Source organism: Lysobacter solisilvae (assembly GCF_016613535.2).
GTDB classification, from domain to species: Bacteria; Pseudomonadota; Gammaproteobacteria; order Xanthomonadales; family Xanthomonadaceae; genus Agrilutibacter; species Agrilutibacter solisilvae.
Map to the genome: position 1 here is coordinate 2,084,382 of NZ_CP071518.1, position 23,170 is coordinate 2,107,551.

Annotated in this window: 20 protein-coding genes and 2 pseudogenes; 11 read left to right on the top strand and 11 right to left on the bottom strand. The window is 69.1% G+C overall.

Features of this window, described 5'->3' with window-relative positions:
• Window positions 1-22 precede the first annotated feature (22 nt).
• Genes I8J32_RS09270 through I8J32_RS09285 form a run of 4 tightly spaced genes read left to right on the top strand, consistent with a single transcriptional unit; the run spans window position 23 to window position 5,633 of the window.
• Complete coding sequence (locus I8J32_RS09270; RefSeq protein ID WP_200611197.1) at window positions 23-1,444, top strand: hypothetical protein; 1,422 nt, start codon at window positions 23-25, stop codon at window positions 1,442-1,444.
• A 36-nt stretch (window positions 1,445-1,480) separates the two neighbouring features.
• Window positions 1,481-2,779 (top strand): hypothetical protein, encoded by a 1,299-nt coding sequence (locus tag I8J32_RS09275; RefSeq protein WP_245156284.1) that lies wholly within the window; start codon window positions 1,481-1,483, stop codon window positions 2,777-2,779.
• Between the two features lie 10 nt (window positions 2,780-2,789).
• Complete coding sequence (locus I8J32_RS09280) at window positions 2,790-3,734, top strand: hypothetical protein (RefSeq protein WP_200611200.1); 945 nt, start codon at window positions 2,790-2,792, stop codon at window positions 3,732-3,734.
• A gap of 9 nt (window positions 3,735-3,743) precedes the next feature.
• A complete protein-coding gene (locus I8J32_RS09285) occupies window positions 3,744-5,633 on the top strand; it encodes a hypothetical protein (RefSeq protein WP_200611203.1) in 1,890 nt (629 codons plus the stop codon).
• A gap of 555 nt (window positions 5,634-6,188) precedes the next feature.
• On the opposite strand, the gene I8J32_RS09290 is transcribed toward I8J32_RS09285, so the two are convergent.
• The 3 genes from I8J32_RS09290 to I8J32_RS09300 all read right to left on the bottom strand — a co-directional run bounded on the left by I8J32_RS09290 (window position 6,189) and on the right by I8J32_RS09300 (window position 8,472).
• Window positions 6,189-7,133 (bottom strand): peptidylprolyl isomerase, encoded by a 945-nt coding sequence (locus tag I8J32_RS09290; RefSeq protein WP_200611215.1) that lies wholly within the window; start codon window positions 7,131-7,133, stop codon window positions 6,189-6,191.
• Between the two features lie 88 nt (window positions 7,134-7,221).
• Complete coding sequence (locus I8J32_RS09295) at window positions 7,222-7,731, bottom strand: GNAT family N-acetyltransferase (protein WP_200611217.1); 510 nt, start codon at window positions 7,729-7,731, stop codon at window positions 7,222-7,224.
• A gap of 84 nt (window positions 7,732-7,815) precedes the next feature.
• Window positions 7,816-8,472: a HupB gene (locus tag I8J32_RS09300; protein ID WP_343225236.1), complete on the bottom strand. Its 657-nt coding sequence runs from the start codon at window positions 8,470-8,472 to the stop codon at window positions 7,816-7,818.
• Between the two features lie 134 nt (window positions 8,473-8,606).
• Here I8J32_RS09300 and I8J32_RS09305 point away from each other — a divergent pair, with 134 nt between their 5' ends.
• Both I8J32_RS09305 and I8J32_RS09310 read left to right on the top strand, forming a co-directional pair.
• Entirely contained in the window at window positions 8,607-8,969 is a 363-nt protein-coding gene (locus I8J32_RS09305) for a PadR family transcriptional regulator (RefSeq protein WP_200611220.1), read from the top strand.
• The gene (locus I8J32_RS09310) at window positions 8,966-9,886 is read left to right on the top strand and encodes a sensor domain-containing protein (RefSeq protein WP_200611223.1); all 921 of its coding nucleotides are present in this window, start codon (window positions 8,966-8,968) and stop codon (window positions 9,884-9,886) included. Before I8J32_RS09305 ends, I8J32_RS09310 begins: the two co-directional genes overlap by 4 nt.
• A gap of 73 nt (window positions 9,887-9,959) precedes the next feature.
• On the opposite strand, the gene I8J32_RS09315 is transcribed toward I8J32_RS09310, so the two are convergent.
• Together I8J32_RS09315 and I8J32_RS09320 are read right to left on the bottom strand one after the other, a co-directional pair.
• A complete protein-coding gene (locus I8J32_RS09315) occupies window positions 9,960-11,327 on the bottom strand; it encodes a polyhydroxyalkanoate depolymerase (RefSeq protein ID WP_200613039.1) in 1,368 nt (455 codons plus the stop codon).
• A 191-nt stretch (window positions 11,328-11,518) separates the two neighbouring features.
• Complete coding sequence (locus tag I8J32_RS09320; protein WP_200611226.1) at window positions 11,519-12,109, bottom strand: class I SAM-dependent DNA methyltransferase; 591 nt, start codon at window positions 12,107-12,109, stop codon at window positions 11,519-11,521.
• 201 nt (window positions 12,110-12,310) lie between these two features.
• Here I8J32_RS09320 and I8J32_RS09325 point away from each other — a divergent pair, with 201 nt between their 5' ends.
• The gene (locus tag I8J32_RS09325; protein ID WP_200611228.1) at window positions 12,311-12,763 is read left to right on the top strand and encodes a CopD family protein; all 453 of its coding nucleotides are present in this window, start codon (window positions 12,311-12,313) and stop codon (window positions 12,761-12,763) included.
• A 124-nt stretch (window positions 12,764-12,887) separates the two neighbouring features.
• Here I8J32_RS09325 and I8J32_RS09330 read toward each other — a convergent pair.
• Window positions 12,888-14,595 (bottom strand): annotated as a pseudogene (locus I8J32_RS09330) (alkaline phosphatase).
• 151 nt (window positions 14,596-14,746) lie between these two features.
• Between I8J32_RS09330 and I8J32_RS09335 the strand changes: the two are divergent.
• Together I8J32_RS09335 and I8J32_RS09340 are read left to right on the top strand one after the other, a co-directional pair.
• A complete protein-coding gene (locus tag I8J32_RS09335; RefSeq protein ID WP_200611232.1) occupies window positions 14,747-16,090 on the top strand; it encodes a dicarboxylate/amino acid:cation symporter in 1,344 nt (447 codons plus the stop codon).
• 174 nt (window positions 16,091-16,264) lie between these two features.
• The gene (locus I8J32_RS09340) at window positions 16,265-16,690 is read left to right on the top strand and encodes a GNAT family N-acetyltransferase (RefSeq protein ID WP_245156285.1); all 426 of its coding nucleotides are present in this window, start codon (window positions 16,265-16,267) and stop codon (window positions 16,688-16,690) included.
• 93 nt (window positions 16,691-16,783) lie between these two features.
• Here I8J32_RS09340 and I8J32_RS09345 read toward each other — a convergent pair whose 3' ends face one another.
• The 3 genes from I8J32_RS09345 to I8J32_RS09355 form a co-directional block, all read right to left on the bottom strand.
• Window positions 16,784-17,272, bottom strand: a complete 489-nt coding sequence (locus I8J32_RS09345) for an NUDIX hydrolase (protein ID WP_200611234.1) — start codon at window positions 17,270-17,272, stop codon at window positions 16,784-16,786.
• A gap of 174 nt (window positions 17,273-17,446) precedes the next feature.
• Window positions 17,447-19,429 carry a serine hydrolase gene (locus I8J32_RS09350; protein ID WP_200611235.1) on the bottom strand — a complete coding sequence of 661 codons (1,983 nt, stop codon included), beginning with the start codon at window positions 19,427-19,429 and terminating at the stop codon, window positions 17,447-17,449.
• 397 nt (window positions 19,430-19,826) lie between these two features.
• Window positions 19,827-20,342, bottom strand: a complete 516-nt coding sequence (locus I8J32_RS09355; protein ID WP_207526521.1) for a hypothetical protein — start codon at window positions 20,340-20,342, stop codon at window positions 19,827-19,829.
• A gap of 107 nt (window positions 20,343-20,449) precedes the next feature.
• Here I8J32_RS09355 and I8J32_RS09360 point away from each other — a divergent pair.
• A pseudogene (locus I8J32_RS09360) lies at window positions 20,450-20,939 on the top strand (acyl-CoA thioesterase).
• An 81-nt stretch (window positions 20,940-21,020) separates the two neighbouring features.
• Here I8J32_RS09360 and I8J32_RS09365 read toward each other — a convergent pair.
• Entirely contained in the window at window positions 21,021-21,809 is a 789-nt protein-coding gene (locus I8J32_RS09365) for a C40 family peptidase (protein ID WP_245156286.1), read from the bottom strand.
• A gap of 116 nt (window positions 21,810-21,925) precedes the next feature.
• Window positions 21,926-22,402 carry a C40 family peptidase gene (locus I8J32_RS09370; protein ID WP_245156506.1) on the bottom strand — a complete coding sequence of 159 codons (477 nt, stop codon included), beginning with the start codon at window positions 22,400-22,402 and terminating at the stop codon, window positions 21,926-21,928.
• A 204-nt stretch (window positions 22,403-22,606) separates the two neighbouring features.
• Between I8J32_RS09370 and I8J32_RS09375 the strand changes: the two genes are divergently transcribed.
• Window positions 22,607-23,086 (top strand): FKBP-type peptidyl-prolyl cis-trans isomerase, encoded by a 480-nt coding sequence (locus I8J32_RS09375; protein ID WP_200611244.1) that lies wholly within the window; start codon window positions 22,607-22,609, stop codon window positions 23,084-23,086.
• Window positions 23,087-23,170 lie beyond the last annotated feature (84 nt).

The window sequence follows — 23,170 nt, forward strand, 5'->3', positions numbered from 1 at the left end:
CGCACCACTCCGGAGCGCCACCATGTCCGCCATCTTCCCCAGAACCGCCGCTGCCCCGGTCCGCGCCGTCACGCCGCCGGTGGACCGTTCGCTGATGGAAACCGCGCGGCACAAGGTCCGGGCGCTGCTGCAGAGCACCGACTCCTTCAGCCACCTGCCACCGGACAAGGCCCAGGCGCTGGCCAAGGGCATGGTCGACATCGCGACCTACCTCACCCAGCCCGACGGCGTGCACCTGAGCCGGGCGCAGGTGGCGCCGGCGGTGCGCTCGCTGGCGGGCGATGACAGCACGCCCCTGCCCAATGCCGACCAGCCCGAGTTCGGCACCGCGCTGAAGACCGGTGTCGAGCAGGCTGGCGCGCTGATGCAGGCGGTCAACTTCCCGTCCTTCGTCAGCGGGCTGATCGACGGCGTGTTCAATTCCATCGTGACCTCCTCGATCCAGCAGATGGAGGCCTACGCCAAGCTCGTGGCCGATGTATCCAAGAGCCTCAACCAGTTTCGCGACGACAACACCACGCAGAACCAGGGCCGCGACCATCTGGTCGAGCAGTTTCCGGAAATCTTCCAGCTGCAGATGGGCGGCGGCGACTGGGGCGACTTCGGCGGCTTCGGCGACGACAGCGGCCAGGCCGCGCCCGCCGGCCCGCGTGTCGCACTGCGCCCGGACGTGGACGAGAAGGCCGCGATCGCGCGTATCAACCAGAGCCTGCCGCTGGACCAGCCGATCACCCGGCTGGACGACGAACTGGTGGAGGCCCTGCTGGTGCCGGCCGCGCGCACCCAGATCGCCACCGGCCGGCAGCAGTTGCTGGCGACGATCGTGATGCTGGGCATCAACCGCATCGTGGTGACCGACGGCAAGATCTCCGCCAAGGTCATGTACGACTTCCAGGCGCGCGACAACCTCAAGTACCGCAACAGCGCGACCAAGTACGACCACCAGAAGGACGCCTACGGCAACGTGCAGATGGCACGCGCGGAGGAGGGATCGAACGAGAGCAACGTGGAGCAGGGCACCGTGGCCCGCGATTCCAGCGGCAACGCGATCCGCGGCGGGTACTACTACGGCAGCGGGTATTTCGGCGGCGGCGCGCCGGCGCGGGAGGGCGGTACTTCCTATGCCAAGGGCGACTACAAGTACAACGAGACGCCGATCATCAAGATGATGAGCACCTCGCAGCTGCAGAACGACGCCTCGCTGCAGGCCAAGGCCAGCCTGGCGGGGCAGGTGGAGGTCAACTTCAAGAGCGACTACATGCCGCTGGAGAAGCTCGCCAACCCGGAGGCCATCGCGGCGATCCAGATGAACGCACAACCGGGGATGGTCAGGACGATGGCCAACCGCCCGCCGGCACCGGCCGCCGGCGCCACACCCGCCGCTGGCACGACGCCCGCGGCGGCGACGCCGGCCGCCACGCCGGCACCCACCCCCACACCGTAATTCCGCGCGAGCCCCATTGCTGCCATGAGCGCCGCCATGAACGCATCCGCCACCACTTCCATCCTGCCCCGGCCGACCACCGCCGGGCCTGCGGTCGCCAGCGCGGGCGCCACGCCGGCATGGCTGGACGACGAGACGCTCGACGCCGTGCGTCCCGCGGTCAAGCAGTTGCTCCTGTCGTCCGACGGCTTCCGGCAGATGCCCGCCGCGCAGCAGCAGGAACTGGCCCGCAACATGGTGCGCGTGGCGTCCTACATGGCCAATCCGCAGGGCCTCGCCAAGGAGGAACTCACACCGGGTCGCGGCGTGCTGGCCAAGGAGCAATCGGCGCCGACCGACCTCGCGCGCGCGCTGGCCGGCGAAGTCGACCAGGCCAAGCGCAAGGCGTCGGAGAAGGTCGGCACGTTCGCCGGCAGTGATTTTGACGCAGGGTCGGTGCGGCAGGGCGCCGACAACTTCAAGAAGTTCGTGGGCTCGGTGGATTTTCCCGCGTTCGTCGGTGGCCTGATCCAGAATGTCTTCCAGGCGATCGTCAACGCATCGATCCAGCAGATGAACGCCTACGGCGAGCTGCTCAAGTCCGTGGCGCAGACGGTGGACCAGTTCGCCGCCGACAACATCAGCCTCAACAACGCACGCGACTGGCTGGTCGACCGCTTCCCCGGCGACGTGGTGATCGACACCAGCGATGACAGCAGTGGCCCGCGCCTGGGCGTGGGCAACGAGGACAATGCCGACGCGGCCCTGGCCAGGATGAACCAGGAACTGCAGCTGGCCGAGCCGATCACGGACCTGTCCGATCCCGACCAGGAAGGCCGCCTGGTGCAGGCCGCGCGCATGCAGATGGCGCGCAGCCGCCAGCAGCTGCTGTCGTCGATGGTGATCCTGGGCATCAACCGGATCGTCGTGACCGACGGCGCCATCAATGCCAAGGTCGTGTTCGACTTCCGTGCGTCCGACCAGGCCCAGCGCGTCGCGGCCGCCTCCCTGTACGACCGCGACAGCAGCTACAACAAGAACACCACTGTCGCCGGCGCGCACTTCGGCTGGGGCGGGGCGGCCAGTGCCAACACCAACGTGCAGTCACACATGACCACGGTGGGTTCCTCGGTGGACGAGAACTCCGAGTCGAAGCAGGAGATGAAGGCCAAGCTCACCGGCGAGGTGCGGGTGAACTTCAAGTCGGACTACTTCCCGATGGAAAAGCTGGCCTCGCCCGGCATGATCGCCAGCATCCAGGGCAACGCCACGCCGTTCGACCCCAACGTGCCCGCCAACCAGCGCGGCGCGCCAGCCGCAGCCGGCGGTGCCGCCGCCGCCGCGCCAGCACGTTGAGACAGGCGCCATGCCGCGCCTCGCCCCGCCCCCGCCGGACATCTGCTTCTACCCGAAGCAGGCCTATGCCGCGCTGCTGCACGCCGTGGCCACGGCCTTGTCGGCCCTGGACGCGCACGACGACGGGCTGGCGCGGGCGATGGACCTGGGCGACAGCATCGATCTGCCACCGGGTGCACCCAATGCGCTCGACCGCGCGGCACTGCAGGCCGCCGCGCCGCTGTATTTCGCCAGCGAACTGGAAAAGGCCGGCCTGCTGCCTACGGCAGACCTGGTCTGCGGACTGTTCGCCAGCGGCACGGTGACCCAGCCGCTGGGACCGACCGCGCAACTGCTGCATGCGTTCTGGCGCGGGCGGCGCGAACGGCTGGATGCGAACGAACGCGAAGCGATCTTCGCCCGCGTCATCGAGGCGCCGCACTTCGACGTGCTGATGGCCGGCCTGTGCGAAGCCCTCGTCGCCCAGGCCGACGGCAGCGACCTGCGCGAAGGCGTGACGTTGTCGGCTCGCGCGATGTCGATGGGCGAGTTCCTGGCGCAGCGCGTGGACCCGATGGCGACCCTCGCCGCGCGCGACATCGTGGCCACCATCAACACCGCCCTGGGTTTCCTGCGCGACCGCCTGCTGCAGGTGGCCTTCGGCGTCAATTCGCTGTGGGCACTGGTGGCGATCGCACGCCAGCAGGACGGCGCACCCGCCGGCGCGGGCGCCCTGCAGCAGCACGTGGAGGCTGGACGCAGCGGCCAGACAGTGCTGCTGTGGCTGGCCGAGCATTTCAGCGAAACCACGCCGCAGCTCGACCTGGGCGATCCGGCCCAGCGCGGCGCCGTGGAAGCCGCCCAGCGCTGGCTGGCCTCGCGTCCGCTGGCCGCGCGTCAGCAGCGGCCGCAGCGGCCTGAATCTGCGCCGGACGCGGCCTATCCAGGCTACCCCGCGCTGCAGATGGCCATGTGAGGCCGCGCGATGAACGCCATGGTCGCGCCCACCCCGAGCCTGCACGCACCACCGCCGTGGATCCGCACGGCCGTGCGCGACGTGCTGGAGCGGTCGCCGAATTTCCAGAGCCTGCCGGAGACGCAGCGGACCGCGTTGGCGAAGGCGATGGTGAAGGTGTCCACGCTGGCGGCCGAACTGATCGTCGAGGAAGACCAGGCGCAGGGCGAGATCGACGAGCGCAAGGGCCCGCGCACCGCGGCGCCGCTGGCACGCGCCCAGGAACAGCCCGACTTCGCCGCCTCCGCCGACCGCATGTCGCAGGTGACCCAGAACGTGCTCAACGCGGTGTCCTTCCCGCGCTTCTGTACCGACCTGATCAACGGCGTCTTCAAGGCCATGCTCGATTCCAGCGCGCAGCAGATGCAGCAGTACGTACAGCTGCTCAACGCCGTTGGCGCGTCCGCGGACGGATTCGAGCGCACGCAGTTCGGGTTGCCGCAGGTGCGGCAGTGGGTGGCCGACCACTTCCCGGAGGCCATCGAGTACGAGACCCCCGATCCCGACGACGGGCCGCCGGATCCGGAGGAGGTCGCCAACATCCGGTTGCGCCTCAAGGGCGGCGCTTCGATGCCCAACGCAGAGGAGATCCGCGCCAGCCTGGGCATGGGGCCCGAGGAATCGGTCGATGCCAGCAATCCGGAGCAGCTGGTGCCGCTGGCGCGCCGTTATCTGGCCCGGCAACGCCAGCAGATGCTGGCGACGATGGTGATGATGGGCATGCAGAGGATCGTGATCGACAGCGGCAAGATCAACGCTGCGATGCGCTTCCACATCGACACGCGCAGCGCAGCCAACGAAGACCGCGGCAGCCAGTTCGAGACCCGGCACAAGATGGGCGGCTCGGGCAGCTTCGGCGTCGGCCCGTGGGGCGTGAGTGCGCAGACCGAGCACAGCATCGGCTACGTCTCCACCCAGCGTTCGCAGCGGACCGAGGAGATGAACACCGACCTGGAGCTGAACTCCTCGGTCGAGCTCAACTTCCGCAGCGACTACCTGCCGCTCAACCAGATGGCCGCGCAGGCGCAGGCCGATCGCATCCGCAACGCCTCGATCAATCCCGCGGCGATGCCAGACCCCGGCGCCGAGCGGACCGCGCGACTGCAGGCGCAGATGGGTTCCGAACGCGAACGACGCGCCGGCATCGATACCGCGACGCGCAGTCCGGCGCCGGCGCCGGCGGCCGCGCCTGCCGCTGGGGCGCCCGCAGCTGGAGCGCCTGCGACAGGCGCACCCGCAGCGCGACCACCCGCGTCAGGTGCGCCCGCGGCAGGTGCGCCCGCGGCAGGTGCGCCCGCGGCAGGTGCGCCCGCGGCAGGTGCGCCCGCGGCCGGTGCGCCTGCGGCAGGTGCTCCCGCAGCAGGTACTCCCGCGACTGGTGCACCGGCGACAGGTGCGCCTGCAGCGCGACCCCCGGCAACAGGTGCGCCTGCGACCGGAGCACCCGCGACGGGCGCGCCGGCGGCCGGTGTGCCTGCGGCCGGTGCGCCCGCGACAGGTGCGCCCGCGGCTGGTGCACCCGCCACAGGTGCTCCAGCAACTGGTACTCCAGCGACTGGTACTCCAGCGACTGGTACTCCAGCGACTGGTGCGCCCGCAGCAGGTGCACCCGCCACCGGCAGCGTCGGTGCCACCGTCGGTTCGCAGGTCGGCGGGGCGGTGGGAGCAACGGCCGGCACCGCGGCGGGAACCGCCATTGGCGGCGCGATCGGTGCCGCCGCCGGCGGCGTCGGCGCTACGGTGGGCGCTCCCATCGGCGCGGCGGTGGGTGGTGCCGTGGGCACCGCCGTCGGCACTGCGGCGGGTGGTGCGATCGGTTCGACCATCGAGCAGATGGTGGCGGGCGCCACGCAGCGCTAGCCGGGGCCGGCTTGGCTATCTGCGTCGCTTCGCCGGTCGGGGGCACCAAAGCTCACCAGACGGGTCCAGGCTTGGCAATGTCTGGCCGCCTTTGGGGATAACGTTCCCGCTGCTGGGGATAAGTGTCCGGCGTCCCGGGCAATGACAGCCGAAGGCCGAGCAAAAGATCCCGTGGTTCGGTTCTCTGAGCTCGGCGCGCCGAGCTCTTTGCTCGTGGGTCAGCCGGATTTTCGCCCGACGCCGGCTCTATTTGCTCGGAGCGCCGCGCTTTTTGCTCGGACGCTCCGCGCATTTTGCCCGGGAACCCGGTAATTTTTCGCGGCGCGCCGGATACTTATCCCCAGCAGCGGGAAAGTTATCCCCACGCGACGATTCGGCTTCCTGCTCGGCTTCCTGCTCGGCTTGCCGGCGGAGGGCTGGGGACGGCATGTCGCCGCGGACTTCGAGCAGGCGCCGATTGGTTGTGTCTGTGTGCGATTCAAGGAATGGAAGCGCGGCGATCGTCTGCCCCCATCCCAGCCTTCCCCCGCAGAGCGGGGGAAGGAGCCCCCACCCTCAGGGCGTCTTCGGCGCGCGCACCGGCAGCGGCACGTTGCACAGGTCGATGTGGCCGGCCGGGCGCTTGTACCACTCGTCGCGGCGATTGCGGCGCGCTTCCACCAGGTCGGTGAATGCGGTGGTGTCGGTGCGCAGCAGTTCCAGCGGCGTGCGTTCCTTCTCCGGAACGTCCGAAGCCAGGCGGATGGCCTTGATCGGGGTGCGCTGCTTGGGCTTCTCGTAGAAGCCCAGCGGCCCGGTCCCGCGGGGCAGCACGGACAGCAGTTCCATGCCCTGCACGACGCGTCCGACCACGGTGATGTTGCGGTCCAGCTGGCGAGGCGCCTGGCCGGTGACCACGTACAGCTCGGTGCCATTGCTGGAGTCGGCGGCGACGTCGCGGCCGGCGCCGATCGCGCCGTAGCAATGCGTCAGCCAGGCCTTCTTCTCCTTGTTGTCGCGCGCGGCGGGGAAGCCATCGGCGAAGCCCACCTGCGACGCCCAGCCGTCCTTGTCGGGGAGGCGGGTGAAGTCCACGCCCTCGCTGGAGCGTTCGAATTCCGCCGGGACCTTCTGCTGCGCCGTGCCCAGGGCCTTGCGGTCCTTGTCTTCCTCCGCGGCGTCGCCCCACTGCACCACGAAGTTGTCCTGCGAACGGTTGATGCTCAGGCCGTTCCAGTAGCCTTCCTTCGCCAGCGTGCGGATGTTGGCCACGTGCGCGGGCGCGAAGCCGGGCGCGAGTTCCATCACCACGCGGCCGCTCTCCAGTTCCAGGTACAGCGTGTTCGCCGGGTCGAGCGCGCGCCAGTCCGACGGCTGCGTCGCATCGAGGATCTCCTGCATGGAGCGCGGTTTTGCGGCTTCCTTCTTCGCCGGCTCGGCGGCCGACGCGGACAGGGCGATCGCGAGCGGCGCGAGGGCGAGCAGGAGCGAAACGGCGGCAACGGTGCGCTTGGGATTCATCGGCAGGGCGTCCTCACGTGCGGAAGGGCGAGGATACGACACTCGCGGCGAGCGCCGCAGGTCCCGGGCTGGCGCCAGTGCCGCATGCTCAGCCGAGCGCGCGGCCCATGGCGATCATGTCGAGCACGCGGTCCTCCAGCTGGAATGAGACCGTGCCCAGCCGCTCGAAACCATGCCGGGAGTAGAAGCGCTGGGCGGCCTGGTTGGGCCCGAGCACGTTGAGCCACAGGTGGGGCTCGCCGCGTGCGACGGCTTGCGCGGTCACATGCGCGAGCAGGCCGGCGCCCAGGCCACGGCCGGTCCGCCCGGGCAGGAAATAGATCTTCTGGAGTTCCGCGCCCTGCATCCCGGAGCCGGGCTCGGTGCGGTGCCAGTTGACCTTGGCGAAGCCGGCCGGTCCATCGGCATCGAATGCCACATACCAGGCCTGGTCCTGCGCGGCCAGTGCGCGCAGGAGCATGGCCGGGGCGAACTCGCGCTGCAGGAACGCCGCCAGGCCCCGTGGGCTCCAGATCGATGCGAAGTGCGCGGCGTAGCTTTCGCAGGCCAGCGACGAAAGCCACGCGGCGTCGTCCGGTCGTGCCTGGCGGATCTGCATGGCGCGTCGTCGCGGGGGGAGTTCGACCGATGATCGCGCCGTTGCCGCCGCGGTGCACGGTGCGCCGCGGCGGTAGGTGCCGGGTCAGCCTGCGCGGCTGCGGGATGAGTTGCCGCCCCTCGTCCTGGCGGCGGTCTTCTTCGTCGCCTTTTTGGCTGTCGACCTGCGCGTGGTCTTCTTCGCCGTCTTTTTGGCCGGCGACCTGCGCGCGGTGGTCTTGGCCGCCTTCTTCGCCGTCGACTTGCGTGCAGTCTTCTTCGCCGCCTTCTTCGCCGTCGACTTGCGCGCGGTCTTCTTCGCCGCCTTCTTCGCCGGTGCCTTGCGCGCGGTCTTGCTTGCCGTCGACTTGCGAGTGGTCTTCTTCGCTGCCTTCTTGGCCGGCGCCTTGCGCGCGGTCTTTTTCGCCGTCGACTGGCGCGTGGCCTTCCGGGTCGCCTTCTTCGCCGGGCGGCGACCGGAGCCCGACGCTTTCCCACCGCCGTCCTGCTTGTTCACGGTCGCCCAGGCGATGCGTTCGGCGGTGTCGCGCGAGACGCCGCGCTCCATCTCGCTGTCTTCGATGTGTTCGGCCTGTCGCTTCTGCTTGCTGGTGTAGGCCGACTTGTCTCCACGGGGCATGGCCTTGCTCCGCGCCGCGGGTTCGGGCGGCGCCGGATGTCGTCTAGCAGGCGCGCGGTCGACGCGGAGTCGACGCCGAACCCGGCCCTGCGCCCCGGGGATGCTGCCCTCACGTCCCTTCATATCGGGCTCCGGGGCATGACCGATGGCCTCCCATGACTAATGGCAGAGCCGGTATAGCGAACCTGATAGTAGTGTTTGCTTCGAAATAGGCCGCACCTCGCAACACCCCCCCACGCCCGACCGAGTTCAACGCCATGACCGATCTCGAAATCCTGAGGCGCAAATTCCAGAAGGAGCTCAGCACCGGCACCGTGTCGCTGGCCCTGCTGGCCGTGCTGGCGGCCTCCGCCGAGCCGATGTACGGCTACCAGATCGCCAAGCGCCTGGAGCGCGAGGGCGAGGGGGTGCTGAGCGGCAAGCAGAGCGCCCTGTATCCCGTGCTGCGCAACCTGGAGGCCGGCGGCCTGCTCGACAGCTTCGTCGAGCCATCCGTCGCCGGGCCCCCGCGCCGCTACTACCGCATTACACAACCCGGTCGCGAGGTGCTCGGCGACTGGACCGCCGCCTGGCGCGCCACCCGTGATTCCGTCGACGCCGTCCTTGGGGAAACCAAATGAACGCCTCCCGCCTGCCCACCACCATCCCCGACTACCTGGAACAGCTGCGCCGTGAGCTGGCCGGCGCCGATCCGGCGCTCATCCAGGACGCGCTCTACGACGCCGAGGAGTACCTGCGCTCGGAACTGACCGAGAACCCGGGCAAGTCGGAGGCCGAGGTGATCGCCGCCGTCGCCGGCAGCTACGGCGCGCCGGACGAAGTCGCCGACATCTACCGCGATACCGAGGTGACCGTGCAGACCGCGCTGCGCACGCCCACGCCGCCGCGCAGCAAGCCCAGGGTGGAGCGCTCGCCGATGGCCCGCTTCTTCGGCGTCGCCGCCGACCCGCGCACCTACGCCTCGCTGTTCTACATGTTGCTGGCACTGGCCACCGGCATCTTCTACTTCACCTGGGTGGTCACCGGACTGTCGCTGTCGGCCGGCCTGGCCGTGCTGATCATCGGCGTGCCCTTCGTGATCCTGTACTTCGGATCGGTGCGGGTGCTGTCGCTGGTGGAGGGTCGGCTGGTCGAGGTGATGCTGGGTGAACGCATGCCGCGGCGTCCGCTCTACAGCGAACGCGGCCGACCGCTGCTGGAGCGCATCAAGGAGCTGTTCACCGACCCGCGCACCTGGGCCACGCAGCTCTACTTCCTGCTGATGCTGCCGCTGGGCATCGTGTACTTCACCATCGCCGTCACGCTGCTGGCCTTGTCGGTGTCCTTCATCGCCGCCCCGGTGCTGGTGCTGTTCGGGGTGCCGGCCGCGATCTCCCTGGACGGAGGCTACGTGGACTGGAACTACTGGTCGCTGCCCCTGCTGTTCGTCGGCGGCGTGCTGCTGCTGTTCGGCACGCTGCACCTGGCCCGCGGCATCGGCCGCCTGCATGGGCAGCTGGCCAAGCACATGCTGGTGAAGAGCGCGCAGTACGACTGAACCTGCGGCGCCACAAAAGAAGAAGGCCCGGTGGAGCGATCCACCGGGCCTTTCGTTGTCCGCAGTACTGCGGCTACTTCGAGTGCTTGGCCTGCCTGTGCTTCGGGTGCCTGGCGTGCTTCGAGAGCTCCGGCTGCCGTGCCGTCTGCTGCACCGGCTGCGCCTGCGTGGAAGCCTGCGGCTTCTGCGCGGACGCCACCGGCGCGTAGGCCGCGATGAAGTCGCGCACCTGCGGGTACACCTGGGTGCGCCAGCGACGGCCGCTGAAGATGCCGTAATGGCCGGCGCCTTCCACGGTCAGGTGGCGACGGTCCGGTTCCGGGATGCCGGTGCACAGCGTGTGCGCAGCGCGCGTCTGGCCCTGGCCCGAGATGTCGTCCAGTTCGCCCTCCACGGTCATGATCGCGGTGTCGCGGATCGCGCCGGGGTCGACGCGCTGGCCGCGCACCACCCACTCGCCGCGGGGCAGCAGGTGACGCTGGAACACGACGTCGACGGTTTCCAGGTAGTACTCGGCCGGCATGTCCAGCACGGCGTTGTACTCGTCGTAGAAGCGGCGATGCGAGGCGGCGTCCTCGAGGTCGCCCTTGACCAGGTCCTGGTAGAAGTCCCAGTGCGACTCGAAATGACGCTCGGGATTCATCGCCATGAAGCCGCCGTGCTGCAGGAAGCCCGGATACACGCGCCGGTTGTGGCCCGGATAGTTCGCGGGCACGGCGTGGACGAGGTTGGCCTCGAACCACCACAGCGGCTTCTGCGTGGCCAGGTCGTTGACCTTGGTCGGGTTCTGCCGCGGGTCGATCGGGCCGCCGAACATCACCAGCGAGCGCGGCGTGGGTTCGCCACGGGCAGCCATCAGCGAGACCGCCGCCAGCGTCGGCACGGTCGGCTGGCAGACGCTGATCACGTGCAGGTTGTCGGTGCCGATCGTGCGGATGAATTCCTCGATGTAGGCGACGTAGTCATCCAGGTGGAACGGCCCATCGGAAGTCGGCACCATGCGCGCGTCGACCCAGTCGGTGATGTACACCTTGTGGTCGCGCAGCAGGGTCTTGACCGTGTCGCGCAGCAGCGTGGCATGGTGGCCCGACAGCGGGGCGACGACGAGCACCGTGGGGTCGTCCTTGAAGTCGGCGATGTTTTCCGCGTCGTCGGCGAAGCGCTTGAAGCGCAGCAGGCGGCAGAACGGCTTGCGCAGGATCTCGCGCTCGACGACGGGATAGGACTTGCCGTCCTTCTCGATGCTGTGGATGCCGAACTCGGGCTTCTCGTAGTTCTTGCCCACGCGGTACAGCAGCTCGTAGCCGGCGGCCAGGCGCGAGGCGCCCGGAAGTGTCGACAGCCAGCTGCCCTGCGCGCCGAACATCTTGGCGCTGGCATCGGCCCAGTAATTGAGCGGCTGCATCCATGCGCGGCCCATTTCATGAAAGTGATAAAGCAGCATCTGGCTGTGGTTCCCCTGACCCACGGCTGGAGTGTGGTGCGCCGCAGCATAGCCGAAGGGGGACAAGGGAGTGTGATCCGGTGCGCAGTTCACGGCCGGCTTTCGCGGGGCCGGCTTGCGGGGCTGGGAGCAGGGCCGAAACGTTCAGGTGGGCCGCGCGCCCAGGGACTTCGCGCGGCGGGGGCGCGTCAGTCCGCGGTTTCCAGCGCCGTGGCGTGGTCGCGCAGGCCCGGCGACAGCCACAGGTGTGAACCCAGTGCCTGGAACCCGAGTTTCCGGAAGCGCTGCCGGTAGAACCGGGCGGGGCGCGCCTGGAAATCGTGTTCGTCGCCTTCGGCTTCGTCCTCTTTCGCAAACGTCTCCAGGAACGCGACCCCACCGGTCAGTTCGGCCAGACCGGGCAGGCCGCGATCGAGTTCGCGCGTGTCCAGGTAGTGCAGCACGTCGCTGCACACGAGCAGGTCGACGGGCGGGCAGGGACGCAGCAGGGCGAAATCACCGAAGCGCGCGAGATGCAGGTTGCGTCGTGCGCCGAAGCGCGTGACCGCGTACTGGCTGCTGTCGAAGCCCAGGTAGCGCGCCTTCGGCCGCAGCTTCAGCAGCGGCGCACGCCACACGCCCTCGCCGCAGCCCACGTCGAGCACCGTGCGCAGCGGACGTTCCAAGTGGTACTCGGCGGTCGCCACGGCCAGCGCCACCTTGCGCGCCAGCCGCGCGGCGTCGCCGATGCCGCGCTCGCGGTACCAGGTGTCGAAGTACTGCTGGTCGTAGGATTTCATCGGCGGGCGGCCATCGGGGAAAGGGGGTGGAAGAGGGCGGGCAGGTGGCGTGGAACTGGCCGTGCGGCAGGCTGCAACCGGTCGGCAGCCCTTGACATGAGTACCGGGGAAGAGCGCGCGCGGGTCGCTACGTGCCGTTCGCGGCGCCCATCCACGCAGCCCTCGCTCTATCCTATCGTCCCTGCCGCCCGGACCTGCCGCATGCACGCCTACCTCTGGCTCAAGACCGCACACCTGTTGTTCGTGATGGCCTGGATGGGGGGCGTCTTCTACCTTCCGCGCATCCTGGTGAACCTGGCCGAGGCCGGTGACCAGCCGCAGGTGCGCGCCCGGCTGGTGCTGATGGGACGACGCCTGTACCGCTTCGGGCACATGATGTTCGGCCTGGCCTTCGTGCTGGGCCTGGTGCTGTGGCAGGGCCATCGAATGGTTGCGGGCCTGCCGACCATGGTGGCCGAAGGCAGCGGCTGGCTGCACGCCAAGCTCGCCCTCGTCGTGGTCCTGCTGATCCACTACAGCATCGCCGGCCGCTGGCTGAAGGGCGTCGAGGCCGGTCGCGCGCTGCCTGGCTCGCGCGCGTTGCGCTGGTTCAACGAGATCCCGGTGTTCGTGCTGGTGGGCATCATCTACCTGGTGCTCGCCAAGCCGTTCTGAGCTGGCCGACCCCGGAGGCGGTGACCCGCTCCGGAGTGGAGATTGCCGTCTCCACGCAGGCGGGGGGCGGCGACTTCGCCGTACCCCGCCCCCACGCGTGCAGTGATTCGATCGGTGAATCCGATCAGTGCGCCCGGAATGCCGCCGGATCCGGCAGTTCCACCGGCACGCCGTTGGCATCGCAATCGCCCTTGGCGCACAGAGCCGCGCGTAGCGCGGGGGTGGACTGCAGCAGGAAGTGGAAGATCGCGTTCTGCTCGACGTTGCCGCGCACCGCCTCGCTGCCCGGCCCATGCGCCCAGATGCCGACATCGTCGCCACCGTGGGTTTCATACCCCAGCGGCGAGATCGCTTCCTGCATGTAGTCGGGATCCTGGGTGTCGACGTTGGTGAGGTCCGGTCGACCGTTCTTGGCCGGCTGCGCGCCGCGTGCGTCGTGCGGGAAACGCTTGGGGCCCTCGGCCTGCTTCGCACTGGCGCCCACGTAGCCCGGGCCGTTGCTGTAGTTGAGCGTGGTGTAGGGCAGGCCCAGGCCGTCCAGGGCGTACGGGCCTTCGGCCTCGCCCTCGCCGCTGCTGCCGCGGACCTTGCCCATGATCGGGTTGCCGCGCACGGGATAGCCCACGAAGCTCAGCGTGTGCGCGTGGTCGGCCGTGACCAGGACCAGCGTGTCCTGCGCGGAAGTCATCTCCACCGCCGCGCGCACCGCGTCGCTCAGCGCCACCGTGTCGGACAGGGCGCGGTAGGCGTTGCCGTTGTGGTGGGCGTGGTCGATGCGGCCGCCCTCCACCAGCAGTACGAACCCCTTGTCGTTGCGCTGTAGGCGGGCGATGGCCGCGCGGGTCATCTCCGCCAGGGACGGCTCGCCGGCCTTGTCGTGGCTGCGGTCGTGTTCGAAGTTCATGTGGTCCGGCTCGAACAGCGCCAGCAGCGGCTGGTCCTGCGGTGCCGCGGCGAGCTGGGTCGCGTTCCCACACGTAGGCGCCGGCTGGATGGCGCTGCTTCCACTGCGCCACCAGGTCCAGGCCGTCCTTGCGCCGGCCCATGCGGTCGGCGTACTCCGGGTCGGCCTGCGTCTTCGGCATGAAATTGCCGCGTCCGCCGCCCATCAGCACGTCGGGGCCGTGTCCGAAGGGCGTTTCGATGAATTGCCGGGCGATGTCGCGGCAGCCGGCCTCGCGCGCCTTCGCGCTCAGGTCGCCGTCGCTTTCCCAGTTGCGGTGCGCCGAATGGGAGAACGTCGCGCCCGGCGTGGCATGGGTCACCCGCGTGGTGGTCACCACGCCGGTGGACAGGCCGCTGCTGGCGGCCAGTTCCCACAAGGTGAGCACCGGCGCCTGCAGGGCACCGGCGCAGTCGCCCAGCTTCGGGCCCTGGGCGATGCTCAGCACCCCCGACCGCGTCTTGATGCCGGTCGCCATCGCGCTCATCGTGCCCGCCGAATCGGGCGTCTGCGCGTCGGTGTTGTAGGTCCTGCTCAGCGCGGTGGAGGGGAAATTCTCCCAGCTCAGCCGGTTCTCCTCGCCGGAGCCGCCATGCCGCTGGCCCTCCAGGATGCGCGCGGCGGCCACCGTGGTCAGGCTCATGCCATCGCCCACGAACAGGATCACGTTGCGCGCCTGTCCACCCATCGCGCCGCGCTGCGCCGCCTGCGCCGCACCGTCGCGGAACCACCACTGCGGGGTCTCGCCGTCGGGACGGCGGATCGCGGGGACTTCCACCGTCAGCGCGCGCGAGGCAGGTGCCGCAGGTGACGTGGCCGTACCCGTGGTGGCGCAGGCGCCGACCAGGGCCGTGGTGAGGGCGAGGCAGAGGATGCGGTGCGCGGTCATGGGGCCAGGACAAATGAATGAGGGGGGCGATTATGCCGCGTGGTCGTTACGGAGATGGAATGCTGGAATATGCCGCCCTCTCGGCCGGGCCCGGCCAGCTGCGCTATCGTCGCGGTTCCTTTCCGGCGCCCCGACGGACGACCTGACGATGATGAAGCTCGCGACCGCCTGGCTGCGCATCCCTTTCTGGCAACGGGTGGTGGGCGGATTCGTCCTGGGCGCGCTGGCCGGCTGGCTGCTGGGTGAGGACGCGGTGACGTGGTTCGGCCCGCTGGGCGACATCTACGTCAACCTGATCAAGATGATCGCCGTGCCGCTGGTGTTCTTCGCGGTGGTCAGCGCCGTGGGCGCGCTGCACGGGCAGAAGTCGATCGCCGCGCTGGGCGGGCGGACGTTCGCCTGGTTCGCGGCGACCGCGGTCCTGGCAGTCGTCGTGGGCCTGGCGGCGGGCTGGATCCTGCAGCCCGGCAGCGGCGTGGGCGCGCTGCAGGTCGCGGCTGACTACACCGCGAAAGAGGTCCCGCGGGTGGCCGACGTGCTGTTCAACATCGTGCCGTCCAACCCCTTCCAGGCGCTGGCGGGCGCCGCGCAGACGAAGCTGGCCGACGGCACGACGGTGCTGGTGCCGCGCAACGGCACGGTGCTGCAGGTGATCTTCTTCGCCGGGCTGCTGGGCTTTGCACTGGTGAAGCTGGGCGAGCGCACCGCCCAGCTGCGCAAGCTAATGGGCGAAGCCAGCGAGGCCATGATCCAGGTCACCCGCTTCGTGCTCGAGTTCACGCCGCTGGGCACGTTCGGCCTGATCGCCGCGCTGGTCGGCGGCTACGGTTTCGAGCAGCTGCGGCCGCTGCTCAGCTTCGTGGTGGCGCTGTACGTGGCCTGCGCCTTCCACATCGTGGTCGTTTACAGCGGACTGCTGCTCGCGCACGGCCTCAACCCCCTCAAGTTCTTCCGCGGCGCGGCCTCGGCGATGCAGGTGGCCTTCGTGGCTTCCAGCAGTTTCGCCGCGATGCCCGCTTCGCTGCGCAGCGCCATCCACAACCACGGCGTGGACCGCGACTACGCGGCCTTCGCCGTGCCACTGGGCGCCAGCATCAAGATGGATGGCTGCGGCGCGATCTATCCCGCGCTGGCGGCGGTTTTCATCGCGCAGTACACCGGCGTCGAACTGTCGATGTCGCAGTACCTGGTCATCATGCTGGCTTCGGTGCTGGGCAGCTTCGGCACCGCCGGCGTGCCCGGCACGGCGGTGATCATGGCCACCGTGGTGCTGAGCGCCGCGAACCTGCCGCTGGCGGCCATCGGCTATCTCTACGCGATCGACCGCATCCTCGACATGATGCGCACGATGACCAACGTCACCGGCCAGATGCTGGTGCCGGTGCTGGTGGCGAAGGAGACGGGGTTGCTGGACCGCGAAGTGTATGAAGCGGCGTCGAGCAACGTCGGCATCGCCGAAGGCGAAGTGGCCGAAGTCGCCCGCGAGAAGGCCTGAGCCGGGGCGCCTGACCCGGAATTCCCGGGGTGGATGCATGCCGGAGCCTGAATACATGAACCGGAACAGCGTCGATCCGCCGGCGGGCTCACGCCTCCTTGGCCGGAACCGCCGCATCATTTCCAGCAACCCGGCGCGCTATCCGCGCCAGCAGACAGTCCCCGGGGGCACACCATGACTGCACAGATTGAACTGGTCGAACACTTCCCCGAGGTCGAAGACTATTGCCGCCTGCGCACTGTGGCCGGCATGTCGCCCAAGACCGCGGAAGCCGCGCGCAAGGGACTGCCCAACACCCTGTACGGCGTCAGCCTGCGCCACGACGGCGAGGTGATCGGCATGGGCCGGATCATCGGCGACGGCGGCTGCTTCTACACGGTGGTCGACATCGCCGTGGCCCCGCCCTGGCAGGGGCAGGGCCTGGGCAAGCGGATCATGAATGCGCTGGACGCCTGGCTGCGCACCCACGCCGAACCTTCCGCCTACGTCACCCTGGTGGCCGATGGCGAAGCGCGCCATCTCTACTCGAAATATGGCTTCGTCGAAACCGCGCCGGCATCGGTCAACATGGAGTACATCGTGATGCCGCCGGCCGGGTGATCGGGCTTGTCGAGCTGATCGTCCTTGCAGGCGGTGCGTGCGATGGCCGGGGCGATCGCACGGGTTACCTCGCCGGCCGATCCGGGCGCGGTCTCACACGCGCGAATGGCTCCACGACACCATCCGCCCGTCGCGGTAGGGCATCACCCCGTGGAAGGGCCGCGGATCGCCGTCGAACACCATCGGCAGGAAGTGCCGGTCGCCTTCCCACATCGGGAGTTCATGCAGGCGGTCGAGGTCCACCCATTCCAGCGTGCCCTCGGGATTGCGCTCGAATGGTTCGCCGGCGAAACGGGTGATGAGGAAAACGAATCCCAGCCAGTCCTCGCCGTGCTTGCCGAAACCCGGCCAGCTGATCGTGCCGCGCAGCTGCAGCTCCAGGCAGTCGATGCCGGCTTCTTCGTCGATCTCCCGACGCATGCCCGCCAGCACGTCCTCGAGCGGTTCGAGCTTGCCTCCCAGCCCGTTGTACTTGCCCAACTGGTGGTCATCGGGCCGCGCGTTGCGGTGGACCATCAGCACGCGTTGGCCGTCGGCCGAAAGTACGTAGCCGAGCGTGGCGACGATGGGCGTGTAGGGCATGGAGGGCGGTGGCGAGCGGGGCGGGGCGCGACAGTGTCCGCCATTGCGCCGTGCGCCGCAAAGCGCCCGCGCTCCCGGACAAGAAAAAAGCGCCCGTGCATGCACGGGCGCCGGAAGGTCCGCGCGTGGCCTCCAGGGGAGAGGCCACGCCGGTTCACTTCAGTCAATCACCGATCACCAGGTCATCAGCGCCAGGCGGATCTCGTCGCGGTACAGCTCGTTGGCGGCCTTGGAGTAGGCGGCGGTGTAGTTGGTGTCGGCCGGGCATTCGATCGTGGCCGTATTGGTGTCTTCCCAGCAGCCCGTCTTGACGTCGGAGATGAAGCGGCCGAAGACGTAGGTGCGGTAGGAGGTGACACCGCTGACCTTGATCGGCAGGCGGATGATGCCGGTGCCGGAGCGGACGATCACCTTCTGGCCGCAGCCACCATTGGAGTCGGGCAGGCACGTGTTGTAGCTGCCGCCCTTGCCCCAGCGCTGGATCAGCTGGCCGAACTGCGAGGCCACGGTGGCCGACTTGCCCAGCTTGGTTGCTTCCTCGTTGATGATCGTCTGCAGCGCGGTGCCGGCGACGCTGCCTGCCGGGTTGGCCGATTCCAGGAACTCGGTGCGGGCGTTGTTGGTGTTGCTCAGGAGCGAGCTGTCCCACACGCCTTCGTAGATCCGCGCCAGGTCAGCCGCGGTGGTGTCGTTGCGGCGGTTGGCCGGGTCGATCTTGCCGGTGCTGAAGTTCTTGTAGGCGCAGCCGATGTTGTGGCGGAGCGTGGTGCCGGTCATGCCCGCCAGCGATGCGGTGGCGTTGAACGGGGCGAAGCCGCCGTAGCGGATCACCGAGCCGCGCGTGGTGCGGTTGTCGGAGATGGACATCATCTGGTCGAGACCGGTCTCGAAGTTGTAGTCCATCCGCGAGTTGGCCGGCGTTTCCAGCGACGGGTCCGGGCACGCGTTCTTGCGTTCGGTCAGGGTGCCGCTGCGGTAGTCGTAGTAGACGAACGACGAGGGCAGCGTGTCGGTGCCCGCGGCGACGCGGCGCATCGAGTGCAGCAGGTGCAGCGACTTGAGCGCGCTGGCGGTTTCGGCGCGGCGACGCGAGTTCAGGTCGACCTTGGTGGTGCCGCCGACCTGCTTGAGGTAGGACTCGAAGATGCCGATGGTCGGGTTGCCGTTGCTGTCCAGGAAGCTGGAATGCAGCGAACGCATGCGGCGCGTGCTGGCGTTGGCGGTGTCGATGAAGGCCGCGTCGTAGCGGCGGATGCCCAGGCCATCGACGTAGCTGTTGATGTCGACCGGACGCGAGGCGACCTGGTTGGCGTAGTTGATCAGGTCGGTGCCGGAGGTGAAGCCGTAGCGGTACCACCAGGCGGTGGCGTCCGAACCGGTGTTGCGGGTCAGGATGACGTTGTAGGTGCCGTCCTTCTGGCGGTCCATCTTGACCACGCGGCCATTGAAGGCGCTGACCTTGGCGGCGACGCCGGCCGTGGACTGGTTGATCCACCACTGCCACGCCTTCGCGTCGGCGCCGGTGTTGGCCACGGCCACCATCGAGTAGTACTTGGTCGCGCCGACGTAGTAGGTGTCCACGTCGATCATGCGGTGGCCCGAGTTGGCCAGGTGCGTGCTGATCTGCGGCTGGGTCACGCCGCTGAGGTAGCTCCACGCGCGCGCGGCGGTGCCGGTGTTGGAGACCATGACCACGGCGTAGCGGATGGCGCCGCCGCCGGCGTCGTAGGGTTCCATGTCGATCAGGCGCGCGTTGTTGGTGCTCAGGTAGCTGCCGACCTGCGCGAAGGTCAGGCCGTAGTACCACCACCAGCCCGGCACGGAGTAGCTGCCGGCGTTGCGCACCATGCGCACCGAGAAGCGTGGCGAACCGCTCACGACGCTGTCGACGTTCACCTGGGTCAGCCGCGCGCCATTGGTGCTGGCGTAGCTGCCGACCTGCGCGGCGGTGAGGCCGTGGTACATCCACCAGCCGGTGGGGACGTTCGTGTTGTGGTCGTTGGTGGATGCAGTCGCGTCAAGCGCGGCCTGCGCGGGCTGCGCGCCGGCCAGACAGGCCAGCGCCAGCACCGAGGCGGCAAGCATCGTCGACAGGCGGCGGGTTTGGGGGATGGAGCCAAGCATGGTGGTGTCCTCGTTGTGGAATGCGGTCTTCATTGAGAGCGTGCCGATCGGGGGAGAATCGATCGGCGAAGGTCGCGATCGAATTCCGGCACGTCCGAGTTAACGCATGGACACTGGTGATCCGGACAGAAAAACACGCAAAAAAATGCGATTGACGAACAATCGGCAGATTCTCGATTTGCGTGTCGGGTGGCGTCGTTCTTTTGCGATAAGCACTCCTTCGCCCTGCAGACAAGGCACGCCGCGAGCGTTGCCCGAGTGCGCGCAGACCACGCGCATCGCGGTGCGCGGCACTGCTGGTACGGCGTGATGGGCCGGGTCTTGGAGGCCTGTCGAAATTGAGGTCGCGAACGATGTCGGGATGGACGCCCGTTCTGCGATAAGCACAATGAAGGCCCCGGTTCGCACCGCGGTGCGGCGGTGGGGCAGGCTACCGGGTGCGTATTCGTGCCGCCCGGCGCGCGCCGTGCTGATGGTGTGTGGTGAGTCGGAGTGCGCTCGGCGCGCCGGAATTCAGCGTCGCGATGTCGGCCTGCGCGGGCCGGTCCGCCACGCCGCCAGCAGGGCGGCGGGGACGGGCAACAGCAGGCCGCACAGCGTCATCCACAGCGGGTGACCGGTGATCTCGCTCTGCATCGACCACGCCGCCGCGACCACCGCCAGGCCCACGCAGGCGGCGGCTGCGCGAGGCCAGTGGCGCGAGACGACGGCTGCCACGCCGCCACCCACGACCGCCCCCCAGGACCCAGGCCGCCACTACGCTTGCCAGGGCGCCGAACGGCGCTGCGGCCAGGATCCGCGCCAGGTCCCCGGGACGGGCCGGATCCAGGCCCGGCGGGAGCGGGTACAGGCGCATGCCGGCCCATTCCACGGCGGCGACGGTCAAGCCCATGGCCAGCAGGCCCAGCACCACGCCGACGACGAACAGCAGCACGGCCTTGGCCATCGGAGCGCTCCGGGAAAGGGATGGGGCAGGATTGCGCGTGGCGCCCGTCACCGCAAGGCGCGCACACTGGCAGGCGGCGCGGATGCGTCGCGGCACGAGGCGGTGTCATGAGCGGTCAGCAAAGCGAGATCACCCTGCGGTTCCCTGGCCGAGCCCACGGACGTGAACTACGGCGGCAATGTCCACGGCGGCACGGTGATGAAATGGATCGACCAGGCGGGCTACGCGGCGGCGGTGGGTTGGAGCGGGCACTACTGCGTGACCGTGGCCGTGGGCGGCATCCGCTTCGTCGCGCCCATCCACACGAGCGACCTGGTCACGGTGCGGGCGAAGCTGGTGCATACCGGCACGACGAGCATGCACATCGCGATCGGCGTGCGGGCCGGCGATCCGGTGAAGGGCGGGGCGGCGCGGCTGTGCGCACACTGCGTGATCGTCTTCGTCGCGGTCGACGGGGTGGGGGGCAAGCCGGTGCCCGTGTCGCCCTTGCCGCTGACCAGCGAGGACGACCGCAGCCTGGCGGAGTACGCCCAGAAGGTGATGGCCCTGAGCAAGGACATCGAGCAGCAGGTACTGCAGCTGGGGGTGGAAGGTTAGGGACCCGCGCGGCGCGGTCCCGGCGCCCGCAAATGCAAAGGCCGCCCGGAGGCGGCCTCGTCTGCGATCCGGGCCCGGGCCTCAGCCCTCGGTGCTGACCCGGCGTGCCTGCATGAAGCGTCCGCTCCAGTAGCCCTGCTCCAGGCTGGACACGGTCACGTCCTTGCCGCGGCTGGGGGCGTGCACGAATCGGCCTTCGCCCACGTAGATGCCGACGTGGTTGACCCGGCCCTTCAGGCCAAAGAAGACCAGGTCGCCGGCAACGAGCTTGGCGCGGTCGGTGATCAGTTCGCCGTTCTTGGCCATGTCGCGCGACACGCGCGGAAGTTCGATGCCCAGCGCGTTGCGGAACACGTAGCCGACCAGGCCGCTGCAGTCGAAGCCCTTGTCCGGATCGGTACCGCCCCAGCGGTAGGGGGTGCCCAGCAGGGCCAGCGCCTTCTGCAGGACGGACTTGACCTTGCCGTCGGACTCGGCCGCCACCGGCTCGCCCTCGGCGTCGGCCTGCAGCTCGCCCGAGGGGAGCAGGTTCATCGGGGACAGCGCGCGGTGCACGTCGGCGGCCAGCAGGAGGGCGCGGGTGGACAGCGGGACGGTATCGGTGGCCACGCGCGTCACCGGCGACAGCTGCGGCTTGGCGGGCTTGGCGGCGGGCTTGGCCTCTTCGGCCTTGGTGGCCGGCGCGGGGACGGCGGCGCCCTGGGTGGTGGTGTCGACGCGGCTGCGGAAAGGCGCGGCGTCGTCGAGCGGTGCGGCCAGGGTCGACGCGGCGGGCAGGCACAGGGCCAGCGCCAGCGCGGCGAGCGAGGTGGTCCGGAAGGTCCGGACGGAGGTGGTGGCGGCAGGGCGGCCGGTATTTCGGGTCGTCACGCAGTCATCACTATAAGAAGACCGGGGGATCATGCCCGCCCAACCGCCGAGGTTTGTTCAATATTTGTTAGTAAGTCGTTAAATATTGACGCCGAGTTGGCAAAACTGACCGGTTCCTAGCGAAGGATACGTTTCGCGCCGCTGTAGTGGTCCCGCCAATAGCTGCCATCGAGGTGGTCCAGGCGGACCGTCCCGCCACTGCTCGGGGCGTGGACGAACCGGCCCTCCCCGACGTAGATGCCCACGTGGCTGACGGACCCGCCGCTGCCGAAGAACACCAGGTCGGCCGCGGCCAGGCGCTCGGGTTCGATGCGCGGGCCCTGCCAGGCCGCAAGTTCGCGGGAGCTGCGCGGCAGGCTCAGGTCGAGCATGTCGCGGTAGACGTAGTTGACCAGTCCGCTGCAGTCGAAGCCGGTCTCCGGGGTGTTGCCGCCGTAGCGGTAGGGGGTACCCACCAGGCCGATGGCGCGCATCAGCACCGCATTGGCCCGGACCGGGTCCCGTGGAGCGACGACGGGCCAGACGCGGTGGGCGGGCGCCGGCCGCCGCACGGCCTGTTCGGTGCCGCCGCAGCCGGCGAGCAACAGGCCGATCGCTACATATAAGAGGACACCGCGTGCTGGCGCGGGAGGGAGGTTGGCCGGATAATGCTCGGCTTCCTCGGGCAGGCTCGGCAGTGGCGTCTTCACGGTCCGTAGCTTGGCGGCTCACTGCAATGCGGGCAAGCCGTCCCTCCCACCCCATCGACCCGACCGCGTCCTTCACCCGGCGACGCGGCCCCAGCCTCCAGGCCTGAAATGAAAATCGAAAAAGACCGCGTCGTCAGCTTCCACTACACCGTCAGCGAGCAGGGCCAGGAGCCGATGGAAAGCTCCGAAGGACGCGATCCGCTGGTGATCATGATCGGCCACGGCAACATCATCCCGGGCCTGGAAGAAGCGATGGAGGGCCACGAGGCCGGCGACAAGTTCGAAGTCGACGTGGCCGCCGCGAAGGCCTACGGCGAGAAGCGCGAGGGCCTGAGCCAGCGCATCCCCAAGAAGCATTTCAACGGCCAGCGCCTGGAACCGGGCATGCAGGTCGTCCTGCAGACCAACTTCGGCCCGCGCGCGGTGACGATCCAGAAGGTGGGCATGAGCGTGGTCGACGTCGACCTCAACCACCCGATGGCCGGCAAGGACCTGCACTTCGCCATCGAGATCGTTGCCGTCCGCGAAGCGTCCGCCGAGGAAGTCGAACACGGCCACGTGCACGGCGAGGGTGGTCACCAGCACTGAGGCCCCGCCTCCGGTGCATGCGCAGCGGCCCGCGAAAGCGGGCCGTTTGCGTTGGGGGCCACCTTGCACCGCCCCGCCGATCGC